This window comes from Agrobacterium sp. MS2 (assembly GCF_003261015.1).
In the GTDB taxonomy this organism is placed as follows: domain Bacteria; phylum Pseudomonadota; class Alphaproteobacteria; order Rhizobiales; family Rhizobiaceae; genus Agrobacterium; species Agrobacterium pusense.
Genome location: NZ_QLNF01000064.1, coordinates 260427 through 282203, shown reverse-complemented (window position 1 = coordinate 282203; position 21777 = coordinate 260427). Strand labels below are relative to the sequence as shown.

Annotated in this window: 26 protein-coding genes; 6 read left to right on the top strand and 20 right to left on the bottom strand. The window is 60.1% G+C overall.

The window, feature by feature from the left end; all coding sequences use genetic code 11:
- Positions 1–10: 10 nt before the first annotated feature.
- Complete coding sequence (locus tag DOU54_RS18490) at positions 11–199, bottom strand: hypothetical protein (protein ID WP_004440680.1); 189 nt, start codon at positions 197–199, stop codon at positions 11–13.
- 553 nt (positions 200–752) lie between these two features.
- Here DOU54_RS18490 and DOU54_RS18485 point away from each other — a divergent pair.
- A complete protein-coding gene (locus DOU54_RS18485; RefSeq protein WP_286079935.1) occupies positions 753–1688 on the top strand; it encodes a DUF2336 domain-containing protein in 936 nt (311 codons plus the stop codon).
- Between the two features lie 72 nt (positions 1689–1760).
- Here DOU54_RS18485 and DOU54_RS18480 read toward each other — a convergent pair whose 3' ends face one another.
- The 3 genes from DOU54_RS18480 to DOU54_RS18465 form a co-directional block, all read right to left on the bottom strand.
- The gene (locus DOU54_RS18480) at positions 1761–2114 is read right to left on the bottom strand and encodes a DUF1491 family protein (protein ID WP_004440678.1); all 354 of its coding nucleotides are present in this window, start codon (positions 2112–2114) and stop codon (positions 1761–1763) included.
- 272 nt (positions 2115–2386) lie between these two features.
- Positions 2387–3289, bottom strand: coding sequence for a peptidoglycan-binding domain-containing protein (locus DOU54_RS18470; RefSeq protein ID WP_022555835.1), 903 nt, complete (start codon positions 3287–3289; stop codon positions 2387–2389).
- A complete protein-coding gene (locus DOU54_RS18465; protein ID WP_113382168.1) occupies positions 3261–4793 on the bottom strand; it encodes a sensor histidine kinase in 1533 nt (510 codons plus the stop codon). Before DOU54_RS18465 ends, DOU54_RS18470 begins: the two co-directional genes overlap by 29 nt.
- Positions 4794–5280: 487 nt before the next feature.
- Between DOU54_RS18465 and DOU54_RS18460 the strand changes: the two genes are divergently transcribed.
- Together DOU54_RS18460 and DOU54_RS18455 are read left to right on the top strand one after the other, a co-directional pair.
- The gene (locus DOU54_RS18460) at positions 5281–5706 is read left to right on the top strand and encodes a DUF5330 domain-containing protein (RefSeq protein WP_004440675.1); all 426 of its coding nucleotides are present in this window, start codon (positions 5281–5283) and stop codon (positions 5704–5706) included.
- A gap of 179 nt (positions 5707–5885) precedes the next feature.
- A complete protein-coding gene (locus DOU54_RS18455) occupies positions 5886–6302 on the top strand; it encodes a SufE family protein (RefSeq protein ID WP_004440673.1) in 417 nt (138 codons plus the stop codon).
- Between the two features lie 3 nt (positions 6303–6305).
- On the opposite strand, the gene DOU54_RS18450 is transcribed toward DOU54_RS18455, so the two are convergent.
- The 10 genes from DOU54_RS18450 to DOU54_RS18405 form a co-directional block, all read right to left on the bottom strand.
- Positions 6306–7133, bottom strand: coding sequence for a DUF6456 domain-containing protein (locus DOU54_RS18450; protein WP_112553480.1), 828 nt, complete (start codon positions 7131–7133; stop codon positions 6306–6308).
- Entirely contained in the window at positions 7126–7548 is a 423-nt protein-coding gene (locus DOU54_RS18445; protein WP_113382169.1) for a helix-turn-helix domain-containing protein, read from the bottom strand. The genes DOU54_RS18450 and DOU54_RS18445 overlap by 8 nt, the downstream gene beginning before the upstream one ends.
- Before the next feature lie 480 nt (positions 7549–8028).
- A complete protein-coding gene (gene ros / locus DOU54_RS18440) occupies positions 8029–8457 on the bottom strand; it encodes a MucR family transcriptional regulator Ros (protein ID WP_004440665.1) in 429 nt (142 codons plus the stop codon).
- Between the two features lie 432 nt (positions 8458–8889).
- Positions 8890–9219: a monovalent cation/H(+) antiporter subunit G gene (gene mnhG, locus DOU54_RS18435; RefSeq protein WP_004440653.1), complete on the bottom strand. Its 330-nt coding sequence runs from the start codon at positions 9217–9219 to the stop codon at positions 8890–8892.
- Positions 9219–9605: a cation:proton antiporter gene (locus tag DOU54_RS18430; RefSeq protein WP_113382170.1), complete on the bottom strand. Its 387-nt coding sequence runs from the start codon at positions 9603–9605 to the stop codon at positions 9219–9221. The genes mnhG and DOU54_RS18430 overlap by 1 nt, the downstream gene beginning before the upstream one ends.
- Positions 9602–10081 (bottom strand): Na+/H+ antiporter subunit E, encoded by a 480-nt coding sequence (locus tag DOU54_RS18425; protein WP_035210819.1) that lies wholly within the window; start codon positions 10079–10081, stop codon positions 9602–9604. The genes DOU54_RS18430 and DOU54_RS18425 overlap by 4 nt, the downstream gene beginning before the upstream one ends.
- The gene (locus DOU54_RS18420) at positions 10078–11643 is read right to left on the bottom strand and encodes a Na+/H+ antiporter subunit D (RefSeq protein WP_113382171.1); all 1566 of its coding nucleotides are present in this window, start codon (positions 11641–11643) and stop codon (positions 10078–10080) included. The genes DOU54_RS18425 and DOU54_RS18420 overlap by 4 nt, the downstream gene beginning before the upstream one ends.
- A 19-nt stretch (positions 11644–11662) precedes the next feature.
- On the bottom strand, positions 11663–12040 hold the full coding sequence (locus DOU54_RS18415) for a Na+/H+ antiporter subunit C (protein ID WP_006700064.1): 378 nt from the start codon (positions 12038–12040) through the stop codon (positions 11663–11665).
- Positions 12040–12459, bottom strand: a complete 420-nt coding sequence (locus DOU54_RS18410) for a Na(+)/H(+) antiporter subunit B (RefSeq protein ID WP_022555830.1) — start codon at positions 12457–12459, stop codon at positions 12040–12042. Before DOU54_RS18410 ends, DOU54_RS18415 begins: the two co-directional genes overlap by 1 nt.
- On the bottom strand, positions 12456–14822 hold the full coding sequence (locus tag DOU54_RS18405; protein WP_004440634.1) for a putative monovalent cation/H+ antiporter subunit A: 2367 nt from the start codon (positions 14820–14822) through the stop codon (positions 12456–12458). The genes DOU54_RS18410 and DOU54_RS18405 overlap by 4 nt, the downstream gene beginning before the upstream one ends.
- A gap of 207 nt (positions 14823–15029) precedes the next feature.
- Here DOU54_RS18405 and msrB point away from each other — a divergent pair, with 207 nt between their 5' ends.
- Positions 15030–15437: a peptide-methionine (R)-S-oxide reductase MsrB gene (gene msrB / locus DOU54_RS18400; protein WP_004440632.1), complete on the top strand. Its 408-nt coding sequence runs from the start codon at positions 15030–15032 to the stop codon at positions 15435–15437.
- A gap of 180 nt (positions 15438–15617) precedes the next feature.
- Here msrB and DOU54_RS18395 read toward each other — a convergent pair whose 3' ends face one another.
- The 5 genes from DOU54_RS18395 to DOU54_RS18375 form a co-directional block, all read right to left on the bottom strand.
- On the bottom strand, positions 15618–16115 hold the full coding sequence (locus DOU54_RS18395; RefSeq protein WP_006700062.1) for a GNAT family N-acetyltransferase: 498 nt from the start codon (positions 16113–16115) through the stop codon (positions 15618–15620).
- A gap of 103 nt (positions 16116–16218) precedes the next feature.
- A complete protein-coding gene (gene trhA / locus DOU54_RS18390) occupies positions 16219–16887 on the bottom strand; it encodes a PAQR family membrane homeostasis protein TrhA (RefSeq protein WP_004440627.1) in 669 nt (222 codons plus the stop codon).
- A 317-nt stretch (positions 16888–17204) separates the two neighbouring features.
- Positions 17205–17525 carry a TraR/DksA family transcriptional regulator gene (locus DOU54_RS18385; protein WP_006700060.1) on the bottom strand — a complete coding sequence of 107 codons (321 nt, stop codon included), beginning with the start codon at positions 17523–17525 and terminating at the stop codon, positions 17205–17207.
- Positions 17526–17646: 121 nt separating this feature from the next.
- On the bottom strand, positions 17647–18057 hold the full coding sequence (locus tag DOU54_RS18380; RefSeq protein ID WP_113382172.1) for a universal stress protein: 411 nt from the start codon (positions 18055–18057) through the stop codon (positions 17647–17649).
- Entirely contained in the window at positions 18014–18349 is a 336-nt protein-coding gene (locus DOU54_RS18375; protein ID WP_223216925.1) for a hypothetical protein, read from the bottom strand. Before DOU54_RS18375 ends, DOU54_RS18380 begins: the two co-directional genes overlap by 44 nt.
- On the opposite strand from DOU54_RS18375, the gene DOU54_RS18370 reads away from it, so the two are divergent.
- Together DOU54_RS18370 and DOU54_RS18365 are read left to right on the top strand one after the other, a co-directional pair.
- Entirely contained in the window at positions 18332–19192 is an 861-nt protein-coding gene (locus tag DOU54_RS18370) for a VOC family protein (RefSeq protein WP_113382220.1), read from the top strand. The two genes, DOU54_RS18375 and DOU54_RS18370, sit on opposite strands and share 18 nt — an antisense overlap.
- A gap of 85 nt (positions 19193–19277) precedes the next feature.
- Entirely contained in the window at positions 19278–20438 is a 1161-nt protein-coding gene (locus DOU54_RS18365; protein ID WP_004440617.1) for an AI-2E family transporter, read from the top strand.
- A 76-nt stretch (positions 20439–20514) separates the two neighbouring features.
- Here the strand turns inward: DOU54_RS18365 and DOU54_RS18360 are convergent, their stop codons facing one another.
- The gene (locus tag DOU54_RS18360; RefSeq protein ID WP_113382173.1) at positions 20515–21600 is read right to left on the bottom strand and encodes a bifunctional transcriptional activator/DNA repair enzyme AdaA; all 1086 of its coding nucleotides are present in this window, start codon (positions 21598–21600) and stop codon (positions 20515–20517) included.
- Positions 21601–21777: the final 177 nt, after the last annotated feature.

Genomic DNA, 21777 nt, shown 5'->3' with positions numbered 1-21777 from the left:
TTTTTATTAATCAGGATTTCAAGGCGGTTTCCGGTGCGGATTTGCCCTTGCGCGCAACCTTGCCTGCCGGCTCGCTGTCGCGTTTCTCATAACGAACGCCGGTGAACAGAACCACTTTCGCGGGGCCGATCATCGTGCTGACCACGCCTGCGGGACGCAGGCTTCGTCGGGCGTCAACAAGTGGAATAATGTCTGCCATGCTCTTCTCCTCTTCGGGAGTCAATGTTGCCCATGGGAACCGCGCAAGCCTCGTCTTGCGTCGGGAATTTCATCACCATCACATTGCGCATAATCCAGCCCACAGGCTGGTTTTCGCATATCCCTGAAAACCATCGCGGGTTTTAACGCTGGGCTATGCGGACATTCAGGCATCAGACGCCGGTTCGGCTCTTATTCCGGATTTCAGAATAACATGGAATCCTAATACTGCCCATGAAATTACAAACAGACAGAGGTTAATGATCCGTTAACCCTAATGACCGGGTGGCGTTTTCTCCTTTGCCGAGCCACACCCGTTGAAAACAAAGGCGAGGCCGCAAAGTTCCGCGGCATTTTCCCCACCACACGATTTTAAAATTTGCCTGTTGATATTGGCGGTTTCTCTCTTGGCGGCACCCATAGTTAACAGGACGTCAACGGATTTGCTCTAAATTGAACCGATATTGTGTTTGCGTTTGTTGGGTAGTGCGTTGACCGACCGGTTTCGAGAACTTGAGAGGCCAAGAGCCGTGAGGAAGAAAGATGTGGTGCTGATGGCCACCGTGACGAATTTCGAGAATGTTCCTCTTCCGTCAAAAACGGATCTCCGGCAATTCGCCGAACTTTTCATGCCGCTTTTTAATGCCTCCACCGATGAAGCCAAGCGGGAGGCAATTGCCGCCCTTTCGCAGCACCCGAACGTGCCTTCCGCGGTTGCCTTCTTCATTGCCTGCCAGCCGATTTCGCTTGCGGCTCCTTTCCTCATTGCCTCGAAGTGCCTCGACGACGACACGCTCATCACCATTGCCCGCACGCAAGGGGCCGCCCACGCACGCGCCATCGTCCGGCGGGAGGACCTCTCCCCCACCGTCATCGACGCGCTCGTGGGCCTGCGGCACATCGAAGACCTAAAGCGACCGCAAGAGGAAACCCCTGCCACTGAACCGCCGGCAGCGGTGAGCATCGAAGCGCCGAAGGCGGAAGTGAAGACGGACAACATCGCCGCGGCTTCCGCGCTCGAAGAGGAAATGCGACAGCGGATCAAGCAGATGGCGCGCCATCTCAACCGCCCGGAAAGCGATGTCCTCGGCCTTCGCCGCCTCAGCGAGGTGCAGGACGCGCTGCTGGTGCGTTTTGCCCGCGAACGCAATGCGCGGCAGTTCGCGGTGGCGCTGGCAGATTCCCTCTCCTCCAGCTACTGGCTGTCGGAGCGCATCATGCTCGATATATCGGGCGCGCAGCTTGCCACCACGCTGACCGGCCTCGGCATGGAATTTTCCGAGGCCGCCTTCGTCTTGCAGTGCTTCTATCCGCATCTTTCCGCCGCGGAAGGCGATATGAGCCGGGCGGAAGCCCTGCTCGACCGCCTAGACACCGTGGAATGCGAAGAGCGGTTGGAAAGCTGGCGGCGGGCCGACAGCTATACACATGGCCGCGAACGGCCGAGCCGTAGCGCACCGGCTGCGCAGAGAACCGGGACGCAGGGATAACAGGGCGCCTGCGCTTTCGACAGCGCAGGCCATCTTCGGCTGAAAACGCCAAGGCACAAGGGGCTGCTGGAACTAGGCCCCGGGCGGGTCCACCAGCGTCAGCAATGTTCCGATTTCGTCGGTCTCTATTTCGACAACCCACAGGTCACTGTCGAACCGTCGCTCCCTTTCCAGAAGAGCTGTGCTTTCTTCGCCTTCAGCACCGGCAAGGCGCGTTTCGAAACGGCGCTCGGCTCGGATATCCTCATCATCGGCAAAACTTTGCGGCGCGGGCCCGTAGAGGTTTTCGCGGCCGTCACGCAGCCTCTGTCGGACGAATATCGCCCCCGCTTCCTCCGCGCCCTTCTTTTCGACAGCAGCAAATCCGCCGGCGGCGAAGACGCGGCGGATGAGAGCTGAGACGAACATTTCGGATTTGAGACGCATGGCTTGCTTTCGATTTTTGCGCTGCCTAGGTGGGTGGGGTTTCGATGTTGATTTTTAAGCTGACGAAGGTGTGCGTGGCTTTACCCCCCTCTGCCCTGCCGGGCATCTCCCCCTCAAGGGGGGAGATCGGCAAGCGGATAAGTCTCGCCCATCTCAACACTTGCGAATGAAGTGGTGGTAGCGCCTCCTGCCGATCTCCCCCCTTGAGGGGGAGATGCCCGGCAGGGCAGAGGGGGGTAGAGCCACACACGCCCCACGCTGCTGTCAAAGCCTCAAAGCGCCCCGATAGACTTCAGCTTCTTCAGCACGGCCTCACTCGGCTCGCCGGTTTCCGGCAGACGGTAGTGTTTTTCGAACGCCCTGATGGCATTGCGGGTCTGCTGGCCGGCCACGCCGTCCACCTTCACATCGGCATAGGCGATATTGATCAGCCCCTGCTGGATCTTGGCGATGAGATCGCGGCTTGCGGGTTTCGCGGCGCTGTTGAGGGAGACCGGTTCGGCCTTGGGATGCGGCGCTTCCGCCTTGCGAATGGCGGCGGCAACGGGGTCGATTTCGACACCGCCGCTGCTATCGGCAGGCCGGTCCTTCGGGATCGCGGCAACCGTTGCGCCATCAATCCTGAGCGCCGCCAGCACCCGGCTTGTCGGCTCGCCGGTTTGTTCCATGCCGAGCGTTTCTTCGAAGAACATAATGGCGGCGGCCGTCTTCGGTCCCATGCGACCGTCCGCCTCGCCCTCATAAAGCCCGCGCTTCTTCAGTTCGCCCTGAATGTCGGCGACGATCTGCTGCGGTTTCTGGCTTTCGGCGACGGGTTGCGCCGGCGTTTCGGCCGCAGGCTGCTGCTGTGCCGTTTCCGTTTCTGCCGGGCGCTCTATGCGGAATGTGGTGACGTTGCCATGGGTGCCGAGTGGTTCGGCCGGGCGATAACCGGCGATGCCGTTCGGGTTTTCCGCATCGCGCGTGCGCAGGAAGGGCGACGGGTGCACACCAGGCTGGTACCAGAGCGCATTGGCGGCGACAAAACCGAAGACGACCGCGAAGGCACCGCAGCCGCCCACCAGTTTCGGATGGCGCAGGATTTCGCGCCCGATGGCCGAAACCACCAAGGAAACAATCCCGGCGCCAATCTGGGCCGTTGTTTTCTTAGGCGATTTTCGCTTTCGCGGGGCCATCGTCACCGTCCTTTCTCATTTTCGCCGCCATGTCGCCAAGCTGCCGTATGCGCGGTGGGAACTCCACCATGCTTTCGGCGTCAGCGCTTTCGCCGCCACCCGCCATGCCGGAACCATCGGCAGGCAAAGTGATCGTTACGACCGTCCCCTCGCCGGGCTTGCTGGCGATGGCGAATGTGCCGCCATGCAGAGCCACGAGCCCCTTGACCAGGGACAATCCCAGACCCGTGCCTTCATAGCGACGGGTATATTCATTCTGAACCTGCATGAAGGGCTGGCCCAGCAGTTCAATCTTGTCAGACGCGATGCCGATGCCGGTGTCGCTGACCGTCAATTTCAGCATTGCGCCTTCGCGCGCAGCGTCGATCGATACCACACCACCGGCATCGGTGAATTTTATGGCATTGCCGGCGAGGTTAATGAGAACCTGACGGATGGCGCGCTGATCGGCCGAGATTTCACCGATGCCGCGCTGGATGCGGCTGGTCAGGGTCAGGCCCTTTTCTTTCGCCTGAAGGCCGAGCATCGCTTCGCAGGACGAGATGGTTTCCGCAATCGGGAAGCTTTCCATCATCAGCTCGTAACGGCCGGCTTCCAGCTTGCTCATGTCGAGCATGGTGTTGACGACGGACAGAAGATGGGCGCCAGACTGGCGGATGAGGCCGACATATTCCCGCTGACGGTCGTTCTCCAGCCGTCCGAAATATTCGCCGGCGAGAATATCGGAGAAACCGAGGACGGCATTGAGCGGGGTGCGCAGTTCATGGCTGACGGCAGCGAGGAAACGCGACTTGGCGTCATTGGCGGATTCCGCCTCGGCTGCCTTGCGGGCGACATCGCGGCGCAGACGCTCCATCTCGGTAATATCGGTGAGCTGGGCGACGATGCGGCGCAGGCGACCTGTCGCGCCGCGAATGGCGGTCATCTCGATACGGGCGTGCATGAATTGCGCCTGGCGCGATTTCGCACCGGTCTCGAAGCGGAGTTCGGCGGTTGCCCTGTCCTCACCCTGCCGCAGGACGTCGAAAGCCTGCATCAGTTCGATACGATCGGAGACATAGACATATTCAACGAGGATATGTCCTTTGCTGGCTTGAAGGTCGGCCGGGAATGCCGCGCAATCGCGACCGGACACGCGTTCGACGAAGCCGGTTTCACCGATCACCAGCACCAGGCCCGGCACCTGCGATGCCGCGATCAGATCGTCGTTCACCGAGGAAACCGAATGAGCGGATGCGCCGTGCGCAGAATGGGAGAAGGCGATCAGCAGGGCGGCGGCGGCCAGAAACAGCGCCAGCACCAGGGCCGCACCGATGGGCAGCGCGATGGCGGGGCTGACGACGAGGCTGAAAATGGCTGGTACAACCACAAGGCCGACGGCGCTGAAGGCAATCAGCCAGCGCAGGCGCGCAACGGTCCCGGCGCGCCTTTCGGCGTCCTCTTCCATGCGCGCAAGCCATCTGCCCGCTGCATGGTCGACCAGTGCGACCGCTTTTTCTCTCATATTACGCAATACCAAACCCGAATCCTGAAGGCGGTTCCAACGGCTCCGACAATAGAAGGCGGCGGCTTAAGGAATGGATAAAAAGAATGGGCTGAAAAGCCCGTCAAATGCGTGACAGTCCCATTACGGGGCATTTCCAGGAAGCTTTGCCAATCATGGTTAATGACGGGTAAGCGACGGATTTCGCTTCATTTTTGCCATCGCGTTAACTTTTGCGGCAGAGCTTTTCGCCGCTTTCGCCCGGAACGCGCGGCCTCTGTCGCAATTATGCTTAACATGGACCGTTAAAATGCGAGTGAATTGATGGCCGCCGTCCCGATCCGAGGAGAATAGATACAATTTGAATTAAATTGCGCCGCTTTTTGCAATCGGCTGTTCGCCGGTCGTCTGTAGGTTGTTCACAAGCCCGAAAAACGGGAAAAAGGCCGATGACCCGAAACCGGGCGGGGCTTTCGAAAACAAAGATCATCTGGCAGGGTGTCTGACAATGTGGTTTCTGATCAAAGGAACATTCTGGTTTTCGCTGGTACTGGTGGCGCTGTCCTATTTCGGCAGCAGCAACGATCCGGCCAAGGAACCTTCGGCCTTCGATATTCCCAGCGCCGTTTCGGCTGCCGGCGAGGCCTATCGTTATGTCAGCGCCATCTGCATCGAAAAGCCCGATGTCTGCATCAAGGGCGCCGAAACCTTCCATGCGCTGGGCGAAAGGGCAAAGGAAGGGGCAAAGGTTGCCTATGAACTGCTGGACAAGCAGCTTGCCTCCGGGGACAAGCCCGCCGATGTTGCCGACGTTGCGGCAGAAGCCGAAAAGCTTGCAGCCGCACCCGTTGTCAGCGTCGAGTTTCCCGCAGATGCCGACATGCTGAAGACCGGCACCGTCATTCCGCTGCCGCAGAAGCGCCCTGCTCCCTGATCCTGCCGGCCACCGCGCCCGCCTTTATTGCGGATGGATATTTCCTTCCGCCACTGCCTGCCAAACTTGCCCACGGAACCTGTTTTCCGTGGGCTTTTTCGTGGGCTATGGTTCAAAACCGACCGCACTTCACCTATATCGTGACGAAGACCTGCAATAACGGATGATACGGCGCACAAATGGCCTCTCTCGAAACGATCCTTGACGACTTCGCTTTCCTCGATGACTGGGAGGATCGCTATCGTTATGTCATCGAACTCGGCAAGGCGCTGCCCGATCTGCCGGAAGACAAGCGCACGGCTGAAAACAAGGTTCAGGGGTGCGCCAGCCAGGTCTGGCTCGTCAGCCATAGCGACGGCGCCGAAGACCCTCTCCTGACCTTCGAGGGCGATTCGGATGCGCATATCGTGCGCGGCCTCGTCGCCATCGTGCTTGCGGTCTATTCCGGCAAAAGGGCCTCCGAAATCGCCGGTCTCGACGCGATCGAGGTATTCGACAAAATAGGGCTCGTGGAACATCTGTCGTCGCAGCGCGCCAACGGCCTGCGCTCGATGATCAAGCGTATCCGCGAGGAAGCCCGGCTGCTTACCGCCTGAGATTTATCGCGTCATCGATGGGCGATAATCAGCATCGCCCCAATGGTGTTCTTTCCTGCCTGCACGGGTTGCAGTCGGCGCGTAGTGGCGGGCCAGCGCCAGCAATGCGGCACGCAGCAGCAATTTTGCGGAACGCGCTGGCCATTGCCTCTCGCGTTCCACCGTCTCCAGTCCCTTTTCGAAACAGCAGATATCGATAGCCACGCCGGATAATTCAGGCCCCATCGCCTCGGCTGCGCGGGAAAACCGTGTTCTTGCGGCCATTGCTGCCTCGGTGAGTTCGAGCGCGCCTCCCGCCTCACCCTTTGTGCGGCTCGCCGTTCTGGGTTCCCATGTCGCCGTCACCCTGGGATTGAGGTGGCCGCGATGAAAATCGGCGGCCAGTCGCTCCCCAGCCTCCAGTGCATCCGGTGGAAAGAATGCCGCGCCGTCGCGCTCCTTCAGCCTTGAAAGGCTGATCAGCTGCGAGGTGTTGAGGTTACGCCTGGCCGACTGCTTCGCATCGCCGATATCCACGACAACCGTCTGCATATCCCGATGCTGCTCCTGAAAAATCTCGGCGCGGTCTTTTGCCATTGCGCGTTTCAGGTAGGAGGCGAGCGGCGGCGCCGCATGAAGGGTGTTTTCCCGCTGCTCGACCAGCCCGGACGAAACGGCAAGCCGCACCGTCGCGGCCGGAAGCCGCAGTGCGGGATGCCCTGCCCGCCCCCGGCGCAGCACAATATCGCCCCCCTCCGGGGACATCTCGGCCGCGCCGGCGGCGATGCACCGCAGCAGCCGCAATAGATGAGGATCGGAGGAGGCAGCCGGCATAGGTTTCGTCTCAGTCATCCCGGCCCCCTGTCATCACGTTGACGATACTGCCGGTAAGCCGCTCGAGCGTGGCGACAAACTCGTCAAATACCGGTTCGTCCCGTCGGTCCTCGACCACCTGGCAGGCATGGCCGACCGTCGTCCTGTCCCGGCCGAAGCAGGGTCCAATATCCGACATGGGAATGCCGAGCTGCACATGGCACACATACATGGCTATCTGGCGGACGTGGCACTCCATGCGCCTGATGTCGCGGCGCACCGGCGTTCGCTCACCCGTCAATCGCACCATCTCCCCGGTGAGTTGCCGCACCAGACGGCAAAGACGCGAAATGTCATCCCGCCCGCCCGCAGACGGCCACGAACGAAAGGGACGATCACGCACCCGCAGGCAAGGCCGCGCGGCAGCAGGCAGTAACACGGTATCCGACGGCATATGCAACTCCTCTACGAATAGGAATTAATTCATACACCTGAGGAGAAGCCTGGGGAAGCGCAAATTTTGCGATGGAGTTCAGGCCATTGACATGGCTTGATTTTCTCGAAAGTGATGGACGTAATTGAGGATTTTTTTCCTCATCCGATATTGCGCGAGACGAAAAAAAGCCGATCTCCACGCTGGCTGGGGGGTGATGATTTTCCCTGGAGAGTGGATGATGGCAAGCAGCGGCGCCCGCAGGCTTTCGCCGCGTAGCATCCGGCGTGCAGCGCAATAAGGTTCCCTCTCGCGAAAGGGTTGTTTCTTACGGCGCGGATGCGACGTTGATGGCGGCCTTTTGATGCTCGGCTTCGTTCCCGGGGAACGGCACGCCAAGGCATGGTCTTCAATCCCGAAAACAAAATCGGCCGGTCTAAGGACCGGCCGTATTAACTTGCGACTTCCGGCTTTCACTGCAAGCCGGATTGTCTTCGAAAATCAGCGGTTGGCCTTGCGGCGCTGACCGAGACCCATTTCCTTGGCGAGCCGCGAGCGGGCTTCGGCATAGGCGGGCGCAACCATCGGATAATCGACCTGCAGGTCCCATTTTTCGCGGTATTCTTCCGGCGTCATGCTGTGATGCGTCGTGAGATGGCGCTTGAGCGACTTGAAGGAGCCGCCGCATTCCAAACAGACGATATGATCGTCCTGAACCGACTTGCGGACAGAGACGGCCGGCTTCTGCTTTTCAACATTGACCGCTACCGATGCCGGCGCGGACGTTCCGCTGAGCGCCGTGTGAACATCCGAAATAAGGCCGGGAAGCTCCGTTACCGGGACGACGTGGTTGCTAACATAGGCAGCCACAATATCCGCCGTCAGTTCGACCAGCAGATCCTGGGCGTTACCGTATGCAGTTTCCGTCATTTAAGTATCTCCTGTTAGTGATCCCCTGACGCGGGCGAACGCCGCATCGAGCGATGTGAAGTTACCGGTGCCCCCACCTTCGCCCTGTTGAAACCAACGTGAAATCTACCCCTAGATTTCAAGCGAAAACCGGAAACGTATTGGTCCGAGATTCAACTTATGACCCGCGACATGGGCAGCAATGGTCCTGAGACCCGTAGATTAGACATTAATAAAATGCCTATGCCGACTATGAAGAGGCTAGATGCAAATCGCGATTAGCAACTTTACACTTAATTTGGATAACAGCAAAACAGCAAAAGTCAAATTCCTGCTGTGAATTTTTTAGTTCAAAACAGTCTAATCGGAATACAAAAAATTACGGGTAATAAAATACTATGCCTAGTAGTAATTGAAAACGCGCACCCCCTATTATTAGGGGGTAATTCAACTTCAAATTTTCTTGAGGTCATCAACTACCGATTTAACGGAAAGCGGATAACCTGCCTTGTGCGCAGCCATTGCAAGAAGATGCGCGGAAACCGGCGCCGTCAGAACGAAAAAGAAGAAACCGGCGAGCGCCCGAGCCAGCGTCGATATATCCATAGAGTGGATGCCTACCGCCAGAAGCAGCAGGCCGGAGCCGACCGTCCCCGCCTTGGATGCAGCATGCATGCGGGTGTAAACATCAGGCAGGCGATTGAGTCCGATTGCGGCGATCAGTGAAAAGGCGGCACCCGAGATCATCAGCGCCGCAACCAGGATAGCAACGATCCAACCCATTACCGCCTTCCCTTTTCTTTTCCGCTATTCACCCGAATTTTCGAGGGGTTCTCGGCGAGTTCAGACCGGCGTGCGCCATCCAGAACCCCTTTCGGGCCGTGCCCGCCATCCGGTCCGCGCGACAGCACGAAGCGCGCGAACGCCACCGTGGCCAGAAAACCGACGAGCCCGAGGGCAATGGCAATGTCGACATAGAGATTGAAGCCGGTGCGGATGGCAATGACCGCAATGAAGCCGATGGCGATGCCGACCAGCATGTCCAGCGCGACGATACGGTCCGGCAAGGTGGGACCAACGACAACGCGGTAGACTGTCAGCAAAAAGGCCACCGAGAGAACAACCAGCGCAAGTATATTTGCAAATGAAACTATCTGTTCCGGAGTCATTGCTGAAACGCCTCCATGATCTTCTTTTCGAAGCCGTTCTTAATGTCGTTTTTTGCGGTTTCGATATCGCTGCAATCGATTGCGTGCACGTAGAGCATCTTTCTGTCAGGGGAAACATCGACGGAAAGCGTGCCGGGCGTGAGCGTGATGAGATTGGCGAGCAGCGTGATTTCGAAATCCGTGGTTACGGTCAGCGGATAGGCAAAAATGCCGGGTTGAACGTCCAGTTTCGGGCGTGTCACCATCACGGCAACCTTCCAGGCGGAAAGCGCAAGCTCCTTGAAGAACAACAGTACCAGCGACAACACGCGGCCAAGACGCAGCCAGTGATTGCGCCCGCCGGGAAGCTGGTGGCGGATAAGCCAGAGCGCCAGCGTAGAGACGATGAGGGCGAAGATGATGTTTGCCAGCGTCAGGCTGCCCGTCACCGCAAGCCATACGGCCACGAACAGCAATTGCACGACATAGAGGCTCATGGCTTGCCTCCTTCTGGAAAGACCGAATGGATATAGGCTTGCGGGTTCCCGAGCCCGGCTGCGGCATCCTGGCTGAGATCAAGCAGGCTTTCGGGAAACAGGCCGAAGAACACGACCAGCAGCGTCAGCGCGACCAGCGGAGCGACGGAGGGCGCCGCGGCGGGCAAGGCGGGTTGTGGCAATGGCTTTGCCGCCGGACGCCAGAAACACAGAAGGAAGACGCGTCCGAAGGCGATGGTGGCGATGAAACCGGAGAGGAGAATGGCGGCGGCCAGCCACCATGCGCCGATATCGATCGCCGATTTGACCAGGACCGCCTTCGGCCAGAAGCCGGAAAAGGGCGGCAGGCCGGAACCGGCGAAAAACAGCGCGAGCGCAAGCGCCGAAAACCACGGAGCCTGCCGGTAAAGGCCGCCAAGCACCGTGAGGCTGAAACCGCCGCCGAGACGGGCGGCGTGGCCTGCGGCAAGGTAAAGCGCCGTCATCAGCACCATGGAATGCAGCGCGTAGAAGATCGCGCCTGAGACGCCTGACGGCGTGCCGATGGCGATGCCCGCCATCATGTAGCCGATGCCGGATATGACGATATAGCCGAGCATCCGGCGAATATCGTTCTGGGCGAGCGCACCCATGGCGCCGAGCACCATTGTCAGCGCGGCGGAAGCGGCGATGACGATGCTGAGTTCCTCCCGCTCGACCGGGAACAGCATGACCATGACGCGCAGCAGCGAATAGATGCCGACCTTGGTGAGCAGTCCACCGAACAGGGCGGAGACGACGATGCGCGGCGTGTGATAGGAAGCGGGAAGCCAGAAATTCACCGGAAAAGCCGCCGCCTTCATGGCGAAGGCGAGCGTGAAGAGGCTGGCAAGCGTCATCAGCGGCGCGGTTTCGCGCAGTCCGTTTGCCTTCAACGCGATATCGGCCATGTTGAGCGTGCCGAAGATGGCGTAGAGATAACCCACCGTGATCAGGAAAAGCGTCGTGCCGATGAGGTTCAGGACGGCATATTTCAACGCGCCGTCGATCTGCTCCCGCGTCGAGCCGAGCACGATGAGGCCGAAGGACGAGATCAGCAGCACTTCGAACCAGACATAGAGGTTGAAGATGTCTCCGGTCAGGAACGCGCCGGTAACGCCGGCCATCAGCAGCATCAGGAAGGGATAGAAGCCGTATCGTCTGCCGCTGGCGTCGATATCGCTGCCGGCGTGAATGGCGCCGGCCAGCGCGACGATGGCGGCCGCGAGTGACAGCAACGCGCCGGTGAGATCGGCCGTGAAGGCGATGCCGAAGGGCGGCAGCCAGCGGCCCATGACCATGGTGAACGGCCCCTGCGTGGCAACCTTCCATAAGAGGGCGGCATCGAGAACCACGAGGAGGGCCAGTGCGGCGATGGCGACCGGCGCATGGTAGCGAATGGCGTGGCGCATCATCATCAGCACCGCGCCCGCGCCGATGCACAGCGCGATCGGTAGAATGATCAGCCAGTCCGGCAGCGGCACGGGCGCCATGACGAGCGCGGCGGACAGATCGGTAACTGCGGAAGTGGGGGATGAAGCCATGTCGTTTCAGCCTCGCCGCTCAATAACCGAGCGGCGGCAGGGGCTCGCCTGCCGGTTCTGCGGTGCGCATTTCATCGGTATCGTCGGTCTGCAACTCCTGAAACGCGCGCCATGTCAGGACCAGCAGGAAACAGAAGAATGAAAAGGAAATCACGATCGCCGTCAGGATGAGCGCCTGCGGCAGCGGATTGGCAGCCCCTGCGGGCAGCGTGTCCATGCCCGCCGGAATGATCGGCGGCACCTCCCGGGTGAGCCGCCCCGCCGTGAAGAGCAGCAGGTTGACCGCATTGCCGAGAATGGCGATGCCCAGCAGCACGCGGATGCTGTGACGTGACAGCATGAGGTAGATCGCGACCGAGAAGAAGATGCCGACGAGAATGGAGAAGATCGCTTCCATCAGTCGCTTTCCCTTTCTTCCAGCGCCAGCGCAATGGATGTGATGGCACCGACCACGACCAGATAGACACCGATATCGAAGGACATGACGGTGGAGAGCGCCAGTTCGACGCCGAAGAGGTTCGGGTAGACCCAAAGCCCGGTCATGAAGGGCACGCCGGCGACAATGGAAACGAGGCCGGAGACCATCGAAAGCAGGAGCCCTGCCCCGGCAATCGCCAGCGGGTGAAAGAAGATTGCGCGCCGCACCGCCGCCACGCCATAGGCGATGCCGTAGATCGCCAGCGCCGAGACCGCGATCAGGCCGCCGATGAAGCCGCCGCCCGGCTCGTTATGGCCGCGCAGCAGGACGAAGATGGAAAACAGCACCATCAGGCTGGTGACGACGGGCGCCACGGTGCGCAGAATGAGCGTGTTCATGCCCGCGCTCCCTTCTTTTTGAACCTTTTCGCCGGCTCCTTGACCGCGGCAGGGCGGATACGGATCAGCGCCAGGATGGCAAGGCCCGTTATCATCACGACAGCGATTTCTCCCAGCGTATCCGTGCCGCGGAAATCGACGATGATGACGTTGACGACGTTCGCTCCATGGGCGATGACCTTGGAATAGCTGTTGTAGAAATCGGTCAGGCGATTGTCGAAGCTCACCTGCGTCGCGCGCATCAGGTAAAGCGCAAAGCCAGTCCCGCAGGCGATTGCAATGCTGCTGTCCAAGAGCTTCTGGCCAAGGCCGCGATGGTCGGATGGCGACAGGCGCAACCGCGTCATCACCAGCGTCAATATGACGACGGACAGCGTTTCCACCATGAACTGCGTGAAGGACAGGTCCGGGGCGCCGAACAGCAGGAAGATGACTGCCACCGCGAAGCCCTGGATGCCGAGCGCGATGATCGCCGTCAGGCGGCTCGAGGCCGTCAGCACAGCGATGAGCCCCGCCACGGCAATGGCGATGAAGGTCAGTTCATGGATCGGCGCATCCCGCGGCCATGACGGCATGGACGGCAATTCGCCATAGAGGAACAGCGGCACGAGCAGCACGGCGGCGATGACAGCGAAAGTGGCGGTAACGTAAAATTCGAGACGGCCCGGCTGGATCAGCCGGGTGATGTGGAACGACATTTTCACCAGCATTTCGATGAAGACGTCAAAGCCTCGGTCCGGCCCTGCCCCCAGCGCCCTGAAGGTGCGATCGATGAGGCCACGGACAGCGGAAAGCTGCGTATAAAGGACGATGCCGAGTGCGATGGTGAGCAGCGACAGGCCGAGCGGCACGCCGATATGCGGAATGAGCGAGATTTCCACCGGTCGCGCCTCACCGGCAATGGCGCTTGCCATGGGTGTCGAGATGTAGAAATGCGCGATGCCGGAGAACAGAGCGATGGTGAGCCCCTTCAGCGCCAGAAGCGCCGGGCCGAGCCAGAGCAGCAGCGGGCCTTCATGTGCATGTTTCGGGGTCTTTACCGGCTTGCCGAGAAAGGGTTTCAGCGCCACTGCAAAGGCGACGGCAAACATCAGCCCGTTGCCGAGAATGGCAATGCCGGTGAACAGCACGGCACGCGGATTGCCATGCGCGAGCGCATAATAAATCTCTTCCTTGGCAAGAAAACCAAAGAAGGGCGGCAGGCCGGCCATGGAAATCGCGGCCGCCAGCGCCGCCGCAAAGGTGACGGGCATGGCTCTTCGCAGGCCGCCAAGCTTCGTCACGTCGCGTGTGCCGGTCTCATGGTCGATGATACCGGCGACCATGAACAGTGCGCCCTTGAACAGGGAATGCGCCACCAGATAGAGCACCGCCGCCTCGATGGCATGGTCCGAGCCGAAACCCGTCAGCATGACCAGCAGGCCGAGCGACGACACCGTGGTATAGGCGAGCATCAGCTTGAGATCGGTCTGGCGTATGGCAAGCAGCGCGCCGGTGAGCATGGTCAGCCCGCCGAAGAAGGGCAGCAGTATCTGCCAGGCGGCGGTATCGCCCAGAACCGGATTGAGCCGCATCAGCAGATAGACGCCGGCCTTCACCATGGTCGCGGAGTGCAGATAGGCCGAAACGGGGGTAGGCGCCTCCATGGCGTTGGGCAGCCAGAAATGAAAGGGAAACTGCGCCGATTTGGTGAAGGCACCGCCGAGCACCAGCAGCAGCGCGGCCAGATAAAAAGGGCTGTCACGCAGGATGTCGCCGCTGCGCACCAGCATCGACAGCTGCGTCATCCCGCTCATGTCCCAGATGAAGATCAGCCCGGCAAGCAGCAGCAGTCCGCCGCCGCCGGTCACCACCAGTGCCTGCAATGCGGCGCGGCGCGAGGCGGCACGTTCATGGTCGAAACCGATCAGCAGGAAGGAGGTGATGGAGGTCAGCTCCCAGTAGACGAACAGCATCAGCAGACTGTCCGAGACGACGACGCCCAGCATCGCGCCCATGAACAGCAGCAGGAAAGACAGGAATCGGCCCTGCTGCGGATGCCCCTTCATGTAGCCGCCGGCATAAAGCACGATCAGCAGGCCGATGCCGGTGATCAGCAGCGCAAATGTCAGCGACAGGCCGTCGATGAACCAGGAAAAGCTGAGATTGAAACTTGGGACCCAGGCATAACCGCCCGTCACCACGCCGCCAGCCGCCACCTGCGGCAACATCAGTGCGAAATGGACAAAGGAAAGCGCCGGCGCAATCGCCAGTATCCAGGCGGCATTGTGCCCGAATCTCTTCACCAGCGCCGGTGCGGCGAGCGCCGCGAGAAACGGCAGAAATAGCGACAGAAATGTCATCGGCGTGACATCGGACGTCATTCATATCTCCCGGGGTGTCCCCCACCCCTGCGCGCCATGGCTGGCGTTCTTGTTTCAAATCGGATTTTTCAGTTAAGGCATAGGCAATGCCTTCTCAACCCAAATCGACTCCCGGTCCCGTTTCATAACGGAGTCGTTATGGGATATGTCCTCTTTCAATCCGCCATGGCGATGATTATCTGAGGCATGAACAGAAAGGATCATTCCATGAGCGATCTGACATCCCCAAAAGTGAAGAAGACCGACGCCGAATGGCGTGAGCAGCTGACGCCGGAGCAATATCGCATCCTGCGCGAGCACGGCACCGAGCGCGCCTTTACCGGGCCCTATTGGGACACATTCCAAAAAGGCCTCTACCGCTGTGCGGCGTGCGACGAGCCGCTGTTCCTCTCCGACACGAAATTCGACGCCGGCTGCGGCTGGCCAAGCTATTTCGAACCGGTGAAGCCCGGCGCAGTGACGGAACATCGCGACGCCAGCCATGGCATGGTGCGCACTGAAATCCGCTGCGCCAATTGCGGCGGTCATCTCGGCCACGTCTTCCCCGATGGCCCGCCGCCCACCGGTCTGCGTTATTGCATCAACGGCCATTCGATGGTGTTCGAGCCGGTCTGAGCCATGCCGCGTATTTCTTCTCCCCGGCGGGGAGAAGGTGGCCCGAAGGGTCGGATGAGGGGGCTACGTTAGCAATATTCGGAGAGCTTGCCCCTCATCCCGCTGCCGCGGACTTCTCCCCCTCGGGGAGAAGAGACTCGTGACACTCGACCGATCAAAAGATGGCTTAAGCTTCTTGGCTTAACCTAATTTCAGTTCCATACACGTCAGATCCAGCCAGCGCCCAAACTTGGTGCCGACTTCCGAGAACCGGCCCGCGACCGTGAAACCGAGGCTTTCATGCAGGCGGATGGAAGCGGTGTTTTCCGACTCGATGGCGGCGATCAGTACGTGCACGTCGTTGCCGGCGGCATGATCGATGAGCGCCTGCATCAGTTTTTTGCCGATGCCGTGGCCGCGGGCGTCCTTATGCACATAGACGGAATGTTCGCGGGTGTGGCGATAACCGTCAAAAGCACGCCAGTCACCATAGGAAGCGTAGCCCGCGACCTTGCCGTCCAGAACCGCGACGATGACGGGAAAGCCGCGCGACTTGCGGGCGGCGAACCAGTCCTTGCGATTGTCGAGATCGACCACCACCTCGTTCCAGATCGCCGTCGTGTTCACGACAGCGTCATTGTATATCTCCATGATGCCGGAGAGGTCATCAACGGTCGCGTCGCGAAGTTCCACGGTCATTTTCTTAGCTCCGCCTGGTTTGCGAATACGCGGCTTTGCCGCGCCTGCGCGGAGCCTTAAGCGATGAGACGGAGACATGTCCAGCGCCGCGCTCTCACGATCTTTACGAAGCCAGGGGAACGAGGCTGAAGGCGGTGACCACGGCAAAATAGTGAACCGCAGCGGCTGCGACCACAAAACCGTGCCAGATCGCATTCTGGAAGCGCAGCTTTTCCCAGACATGGAAGATGACGCCGAGCGAATATATGACGCCGCCGGCGACGATCAGCCAGAGCGTGACCGGCGCGAGATGCGACGACAGCGGCTCGACCACCATGACGCCGCTCCAGCCCATGGCGAGATAAAGGCCGATGGCGACCCGGTCGTAACGGCCGGGAAACAGGCATTTGAGAAGGATGCCGCAGATCGCAGCGAGCCAGATCAGCCCCAGCATGACCGCGATCATGGGATCGTGGATACCGCGCATCAGAAACGGCGTATAGGTGGCTGCGATGAGAATGAAGATCGCCGAGTGATCCAGCCGGCGCAGGAACCATTTCACGTTCGAGTGCGGCCAGATATTATAGGTGAAGGAGACGGATAGGCAGACGACGAGACCGAGGCCGTAAATCCACGCCGCTGCAATGGCGCTGAGCGTACCCCATACCATCGCGTAGAAAATCAGCGCCGTGGCGCCGATAAGCGCCAGCACGATGCCGACCCCGTGGACGATGCCATCGGCGACAATCTCGTGAAAATCATACTGGCGTCCGAACCGCCACAAATCGCTCATAGTCCAATCCTGTCTGCGTGCTTTCACCAAAGCATGAAGACAATATTAGACAGGAACAAGACAGCAGCCAGTTAATGGCGATCAAATTGCGTTCGGTGCTGTTGCGAAAGGAGAGGTCCTGGGTTGCCCTGCGGCCAGACCAATTGCCTGTGGAGCGAGCGGTATACACTTGTTTCTTCTCCCCGCCGGGGAGAAGTCCGCGGCAGCGGGATGAGGCGGCAGGATAGATGCGTTCGGAGAGCTTGCCCCCTCATCCGGCCCTTCGGGCCACCTTCTTCCCAGCGGGGGGAAGAAACCCAGCCACGCTCTCCCTGCCATCACAACGCCGCAGCACATTCCTGACAGAACGGCGTATAGGGAACAGCCTTCAACCGATCCTCCGAAATCTCGCTTCCGCATTTGACGCAGGTGCCGAAAGTGCCCTTGGCGATACGCTCGAGGGCGGCGTCGATAGCGCGCAACTCATCCTGTCCCACCTGCCCCAGCTCGTCCAGCACCTCGTCATTGCTGCGTTCGGCGGCCCTGTCATCGTCATCAGGATTGCGCGGCTCTTCGAAGTCGGCCTCGATCTTATGCAGGCGGCGATAAAGCTCGCGCTGCCGGTCACGCAGGATTTTCTCGTAACTTTCGGTATTCATGGACTTTTCCTCCAGCCGATCGTCTTGCTTTGTCGCATTTCCGGATGGAAAACCGGATTCCACTTTTCCTGGAAGTGCTTGGAGGGGCGGGAAACCCGCCCGCAACCAAAAACGTCAAACCTTAGCGATCCACCAGCACCGAGCATTTGGCGTGGCGCACCACGCGGTCGGCGGTGGCGCCGATGAAATAGTTGCTGAAGTCAGGCGTGTGCGACGCGATGATGATGAGATCAGCCTTGTGTTCCTCTGCCGCAGCGATGATTTCCCGCGCCGGCGCGCCGCTTCTGATTTCATGGCTGCCGTTGAAACCGACCCTGGCCTTGAGGTCCGCGAGTTTCGCCTTGGCGTCCTTGATGGCGTTTTCGATGAGGTCGACAGGAAGGTCGATCGCCATATAGCCCGGCAGTTCCTCGACAACGTTGATGAGAACGATCTCGCCGTCGGGGTCCAGCAGTGCCTTGGCCTTTTCGAGAATCTTTTCTCCCTTGTCAGTGGCGCTGAGGTCTACCGGTACGATGATCTTCTTGTACATGGCTGTCTCCTTTGACGTGATCCGCCGTTGTGTCGGGCTCAAGCTCATATTTGCCGGCCGGCGCAGCCTTCACCTTGATCGAAGTCAAAGCCGAAGCCATGCCGGAACAGGGCATTGTCAACGAATAGTGGACAGTCAATCGCCAGCTGGTGATCTTTGCTGAACGACGAAACCAGCCCATATTCGCCTTCGACAAACGCCGCAAAGCGGCGAAGCCGATCTCGTCGGCAACCGGCCCACCCCTTGGCGCGTCGGAATCAATATGGAGATGATGATGAGTGAAATCAAACAATTCGCCTTGACGCGGCCGGCCTATGTCGGCCAGGCCCATCTCGTCGTTCACGATCTGCCGCGCGTCTCGGATTTCTATCAAAAGATCATCGGTCTTTCCGTTCTTGAAAAGAACCCGAGCGGCGAGGTGCTTGGCGTCGGAGGCCAGCCGCTGCTCACACTTTCCACCTCCAGCACGGCGGAACGCGCGCCGCGCAATGCCGCAGGCCTGTTCCACACCGCATTCCTGATGCCGAGCCGCGATGACCTCGCGCACTGGCTGGCACATGCCGCTCAGAACAATGTTCAGCTTCAGGGTGCGTCTGACCATCTGGTCAGCGAGGCCATCTATCTCGCAGATCCGGAAGGCAACGGCATAGAGGTCTATCGCGACCGGTCGCCGGAAGAATGGACCTACCAGCCGGATGGCACGGTGGAGATGGCGACAATCGGCCTCAATCTTCAGGCGCTTTACGACAGCGCCCCGAACGCGGCCTTCACCGGTGCAGCGGAGGGAACCGCCATCGGCCACATTCACCTGCAGGTCGGCAATATTCCGCAGGCAGATGAGTTTTATCAGGATGTGCTGGGGCTTAAGATCATGGCGCGGTATCCCGGAGCAAGCTTCTTCGGATCGGGCGCGTATCACCACCACGTGGCCGCCAACATCTGGAACAGCCGTGGCGCCGTGGCCCGCAGGGAGAACATGACCGGGCTTTCCGGTTACTCGCTGAAATTCAACGAGCCGTCCGCGCTCGAGACGGCTCTTGCCGCACTCGACCGGCTGGAAATATCCACCGAAAGGCAAAGTGACGGCATCTTTTTGAAGGATCCGTGGGGCATAGGGCTAAAGCTTTCCGCATAAACGCTGAACGGGGCGGCAGAAATTTCAGCCGCCCCGGAACCGCCGGATTTGTCGGACGTTAACCTCGTTATTGGGGGATAGTCCGATGAATGAGAATGCCAAGCCGGATCTTTCCGGCACTGCGGCCTTGCCAGTAGACAAGGCCGATCCGCTTGCGACACCCGCCTCTGTTTCACAGCGGGATGACGCGCGCAGTCAGCAACCGCTGGGGCGGGAGGCGCTTGACGTTTTCGTTGCCTGGTCGGTCATCGGCATTTTCCTGATCATGTCCATGGCGGTGATTCACGAATTATCGATGATTCTGATGCCCGTCGTCATGGCTGTCGTCGTTGGCATGATCCTGGGCATCTCCGCCGAAAAACTGGCCTCCTACGGCATTCCGGGTGCCGGTGTCGCCATCATCCTGTCCACACTCGTCGCGGCGGTCATTTTTTTCGTGGTCAATTCCCTGATCGACCCGGTCTCACAGCTGGCATCGGAAGGCCCTGCCCTGATCGAGCGCAGCATCGACCGCTTCCTTCCTTACCTCGAAAATCTGCGGTGGCTGAATATTTCCGCGGCCACGTTCAGCATGGGCTCCATGTCGATGGAATCGCTGCTGTCGCGTAGCGGCGAAATCATTTCCCTGCTTGGCGCGAATGTGACGCCGGCGATCGTTCAGGGACTGATCTTCCTGGCGGCTCTTCTAATGTTTCTCTACAGCCGGCTGCGACTGCGCAAGGCTCTCATCATGGCCTTTCCGGCGCGCCATCAGAGGCTCAGAACCATTCGCATCATCGGCTCGGTGGAGAAGGTGCTGGGCACCTATTTTGCCACGGCAAGCCTCATCTACGCCGCGCTGGGTGTGACGATGATCGTGATCGCCTATCTCGGTGGCCTTGCCATGCCGCTTCTTTGGGGGCTTTTTGCCTTTCTTTCGAGCTTCATTCCGTTTCTCGGCATCACGTTGATGACAATATCGCTGACCGTCGCCGGTATCATCACGCATGACAACATGATCCTCGCGCTGCTGCCGGCGGGAGTGTTCTTCACCATCCACCTCTTGATGGAAAACCTCGCCTTTCCGGCGGTGGTGGGCCGCAACATGGAGATCAACCCCTTCCTCGTCTTTGTGATGATCATCTTCTGGACGTGGATGTGGGGCGCGGCCGGCGCCATGCTGGCCCTGCCGTTGTCGCTGATCGTCATGACGGTGACGCGCGAACTCTTCCCCTCCCGCCGGGTCGTGCCGAACCTGCCGGATTGAACGGCGGATACAGAGGCGGAGGGCGCGACGCGCCTCCGCCAACGGAAAATCTCCTGAAACCCCACAACGAGGCCGCTCAGGAAGCGAGCGGCATCTCGCGCACCTGCCCTTGCGCCATGCGACGCTCATGCTCGATCAGCCATTTCTTGCGCCACAGGCCGCCGCCATAACCGGTCAGACTGCCATCCGCACCGAGCACCCGGTGGCACGGCACGACGATGGCGATCTGGTTGGCACCGTTGGCGCGCGCCACCGCGCGCACGGCGGATGGCCTTTCCATGGCGGTTGCGAGTGCCGAATAGCTGACGATTTCACCCACCGGGATCTGCCGCAGGCTGCGCCAGACATCGCGCTCGAAGGGCGTGCCGTGGCCGGCAAGGCGGGTTTCGAAGGAGGCTGACTGCCCGGCGAAATAGGCCTTGAGCTCGGCTTCGATCTGACCTGTTACCGCCGTTCGGCCGAGCACCATGTCCGCGCCGGTGCGGCTCTTCAGCCGCTTCAGTTCGGCCGGAAGCGCCGGCCGGTCCGCGAATTCTAGCAGATGCAGGGCATGATCGTCGGCAATGGCGAGCATCGGACCAATCGGCGTATCGATCCAGTCACCCTTCAGGAACCCCCTGCCCTTCATGGCGGCGGGAGAGGAGCCGAAGAACTGGGTGATGGCGGCGCGGAAGCCGCTGCCGGAGTCGTAACCGGCTTCGATCTGCGCGCCGATCACCGCTTCGCCGGAAGCGATGCTTTCCACCGCATCGCCCAAGCGGCGCAATCTGGCGATTTCCAGAAAGCTCATGCCGAAACGGCGCTTGAAGGTGCGCCGCACGGTGGAAGGATCATGGCCAAGCGCCACCACATCCTCCTCACGCCAGCGCCGCGCCGGTTCGTTTTCCAGCACCGTCAGCAGTTGCGTTACCGTTTCATCGGCCGTGCCATAGGAGAGCATCGGTTTGCAGCGCTTGCAGGGGCGGAACCCCGCCTCCAGGCATTCGGCGATGGTCTCGCGGAACCGGCAGTTTTCGATCTTCGGTTTGCGCGCCGTGCAGGTGAAGCGGCAGAAGATTTTGGTGGAGGTCACGCACACATAGGCCACGCCTTCATAGGCGGGGTCCTTGTTCACAAGGGCGGAATACAAGGTTTCGGTGTCGGGGCGTTTGAACAGCATCATGACGAAGATGCTAGCGCAATTTCGAACGGCACGCCGCCGAAAAACGGGCGTAGATGTGGGGGATGTTGTCAGCTTGTTTCGTCCGCGCCGTTTGAAGGAAAAGTCTGCGGCATATTTCTTCTCCCCGGCGGGGAGAAGAAACGGGCGGCAACCTTGGAAATCAATTCCCCGGCGGCG

What these genes read in the sequence shown, in the direction of transcription:
- trhA (WP_004440627.1), bottom strand. Translation starts at nt 16,887, where the DNA reads ATGAGCGATTTGTGGCGGTTCGGACGCCAGTATGATTTTCACGAGATT.
- DOU54_RS18420 (WP_113382171.1), bottom strand. Translation starts at nt 11,643, where the DNA reads ATGGCTTCATCCCCCACTTCCGCAGTTACCGATCTGTCCGCCGCGCTC.
- DOU54_RS18360 (WP_113382173.1), bottom strand. Translation starts at nt 21,600, where the DNA reads ATGATGCTGTTCAAACGCCCCGACACCGAAACCTTGTATTCCGCCCTT.
- ros (WP_004440665.1), bottom strand. Translation starts at nt 8,457, where the DNA reads ATGACGGAAACTGCATACGGTAACGCCCAGGATCTGCTGGTCGAACTG.
- DOU54_RS18490 (WP_004440680.1), bottom strand. Translation starts at nt 199, where the DNA reads ATGGCAGACATTATTCCACTTGTTGACGCCCGACGAAGCCTGCGTCCC.
- DOU54_RS18480 (WP_004440678.1), bottom strand. Translation starts at nt 2,114, where the DNA reads ATGCGTCTCAAATCCGAAATGTTCGTCTCAGCTCTCATCCGCCGCGTC.
- DOU54_RS18385 (WP_006700060.1), bottom strand. Translation starts at nt 17,525, where the DNA reads ATGAATACCGAAAGTTACGAGAAAATCCTGCGTGACCGGCAGCGCGAG.
- DOU54_RS18470 (WP_022555835.1), bottom strand. Translation starts at nt 3,289, where the DNA reads ATGGCCCCGCGAAAGCGAAAATCGCCTAAGAAAACAACGGCCCAGATT.
- DOU54_RS18450 (WP_112553480.1), bottom strand. Translation starts at nt 7,133, where the DNA reads ATGACTGAGACGAAACCTATGCCGGCTGCCTCCTCCGATCCTCATCTA.
- DOU54_RS18425 (WP_035210819.1), bottom strand. Translation starts at nt 10,081, where the DNA reads ATGAGCCTCTATGTCGTGCAATTGCTGTTCGTGGCCGTATGGCTTGCG.
- msrB (WP_004440632.1), top strand. Translation starts at nt 15,030, where the DNA reads ATGAGCGATCTGACATCCCCAAAAGTGAAGAAGACCGACGCCGAATGG.
- DOU54_RS18460 (WP_004440675.1), top strand. Translation starts at nt 5,281, where the DNA reads ATGTGGTTTCTGATCAAAGGAACATTCTGGTTTTCGCTGGTACTGGTG.
- DOU54_RS18395 (WP_006700062.1), bottom strand. Translation starts at nt 16,115, where the DNA reads ATGACCGTGGAACTTCGCGACGCGACCGTTGATGACCTCTCCGGCATC.
- DOU54_RS18455 (WP_004440673.1), top strand. Translation starts at nt 5,886, where the DNA reads ATGGCCTCTCTCGAAACGATCCTTGACGACTTCGCTTTCCTCGATGAC.
- DOU54_RS18380 (WP_113382172.1), bottom strand. Translation starts at nt 18,057, where the DNA reads ATGTACAAGAAGATCATCGTACCGGTAGACCTCAGCGCCACTGACAAG.
- DOU54_RS18465 (WP_113382168.1), bottom strand. Translation starts at nt 4,793, where the DNA reads ATGAGAGAAAAAGCGGTCGCACTGGTCGACCATGCAGCGGGCAGATGG.
- DOU54_RS18430 (WP_113382170.1), bottom strand. Translation starts at nt 9,605, where the DNA reads ATGACTCCGGAACAGATAGTTTCATTTGCAAATATACTTGCGCTGGTT.
- mnhG (WP_004440653.1), bottom strand. Translation starts at nt 9,219, where the DNA reads ATGGGTTGGATCGTTGCTATCCTGGTTGCGGCGCTGATGATCTCGGGT.
- DOU54_RS18405 (WP_004440634.1), bottom strand. Translation starts at nt 14,822, where the DNA reads ATGACGTCCGATGTCACGCCGATGACATTTCTGTCGCTATTTCTGCCG.
- DOU54_RS18370 (WP_113382220.1), top strand. Translation starts at nt 18,332, where the DNA reads ATGAGTGAAATCAAACAATTCGCCTTGACGCGGCCGGCCTATGTCGGC.
- DOU54_RS18445 (WP_113382169.1), bottom strand. Translation starts at nt 7,548, where the DNA reads ATGCCGTCGGATACCGTGTTACTGCCTGCTGCCGCGCGGCCTTGCCTG.
- DOU54_RS18410 (WP_022555830.1), bottom strand. Translation starts at nt 12,459, where the DNA reads ATGAACACGCTCATTCTGCGCACCGTGGCGCCCGTCGTCACCAGCCTG.
- DOU54_RS18485 (WP_286079935.1), top strand. Translation starts at nt 753, where the DNA reads ATGGCCACCGTGACGAATTTCGAGAATGTTCCTCTTCCGTCAAAAACG.
- DOU54_RS18415 (WP_006700064.1), bottom strand. Translation starts at nt 12,040, where the DNA reads ATGGAAGCGATCTTCTCCATTCTCGTCGGCATCTTCTTCTCGGTCGCG.
- DOU54_RS18365 (WP_004440617.1), top strand. Translation starts at nt 19,278, where the DNA reads ATGAATGAGAATGCCAAGCCGGATCTTTCCGGCACTGCGGCCTTGCCA.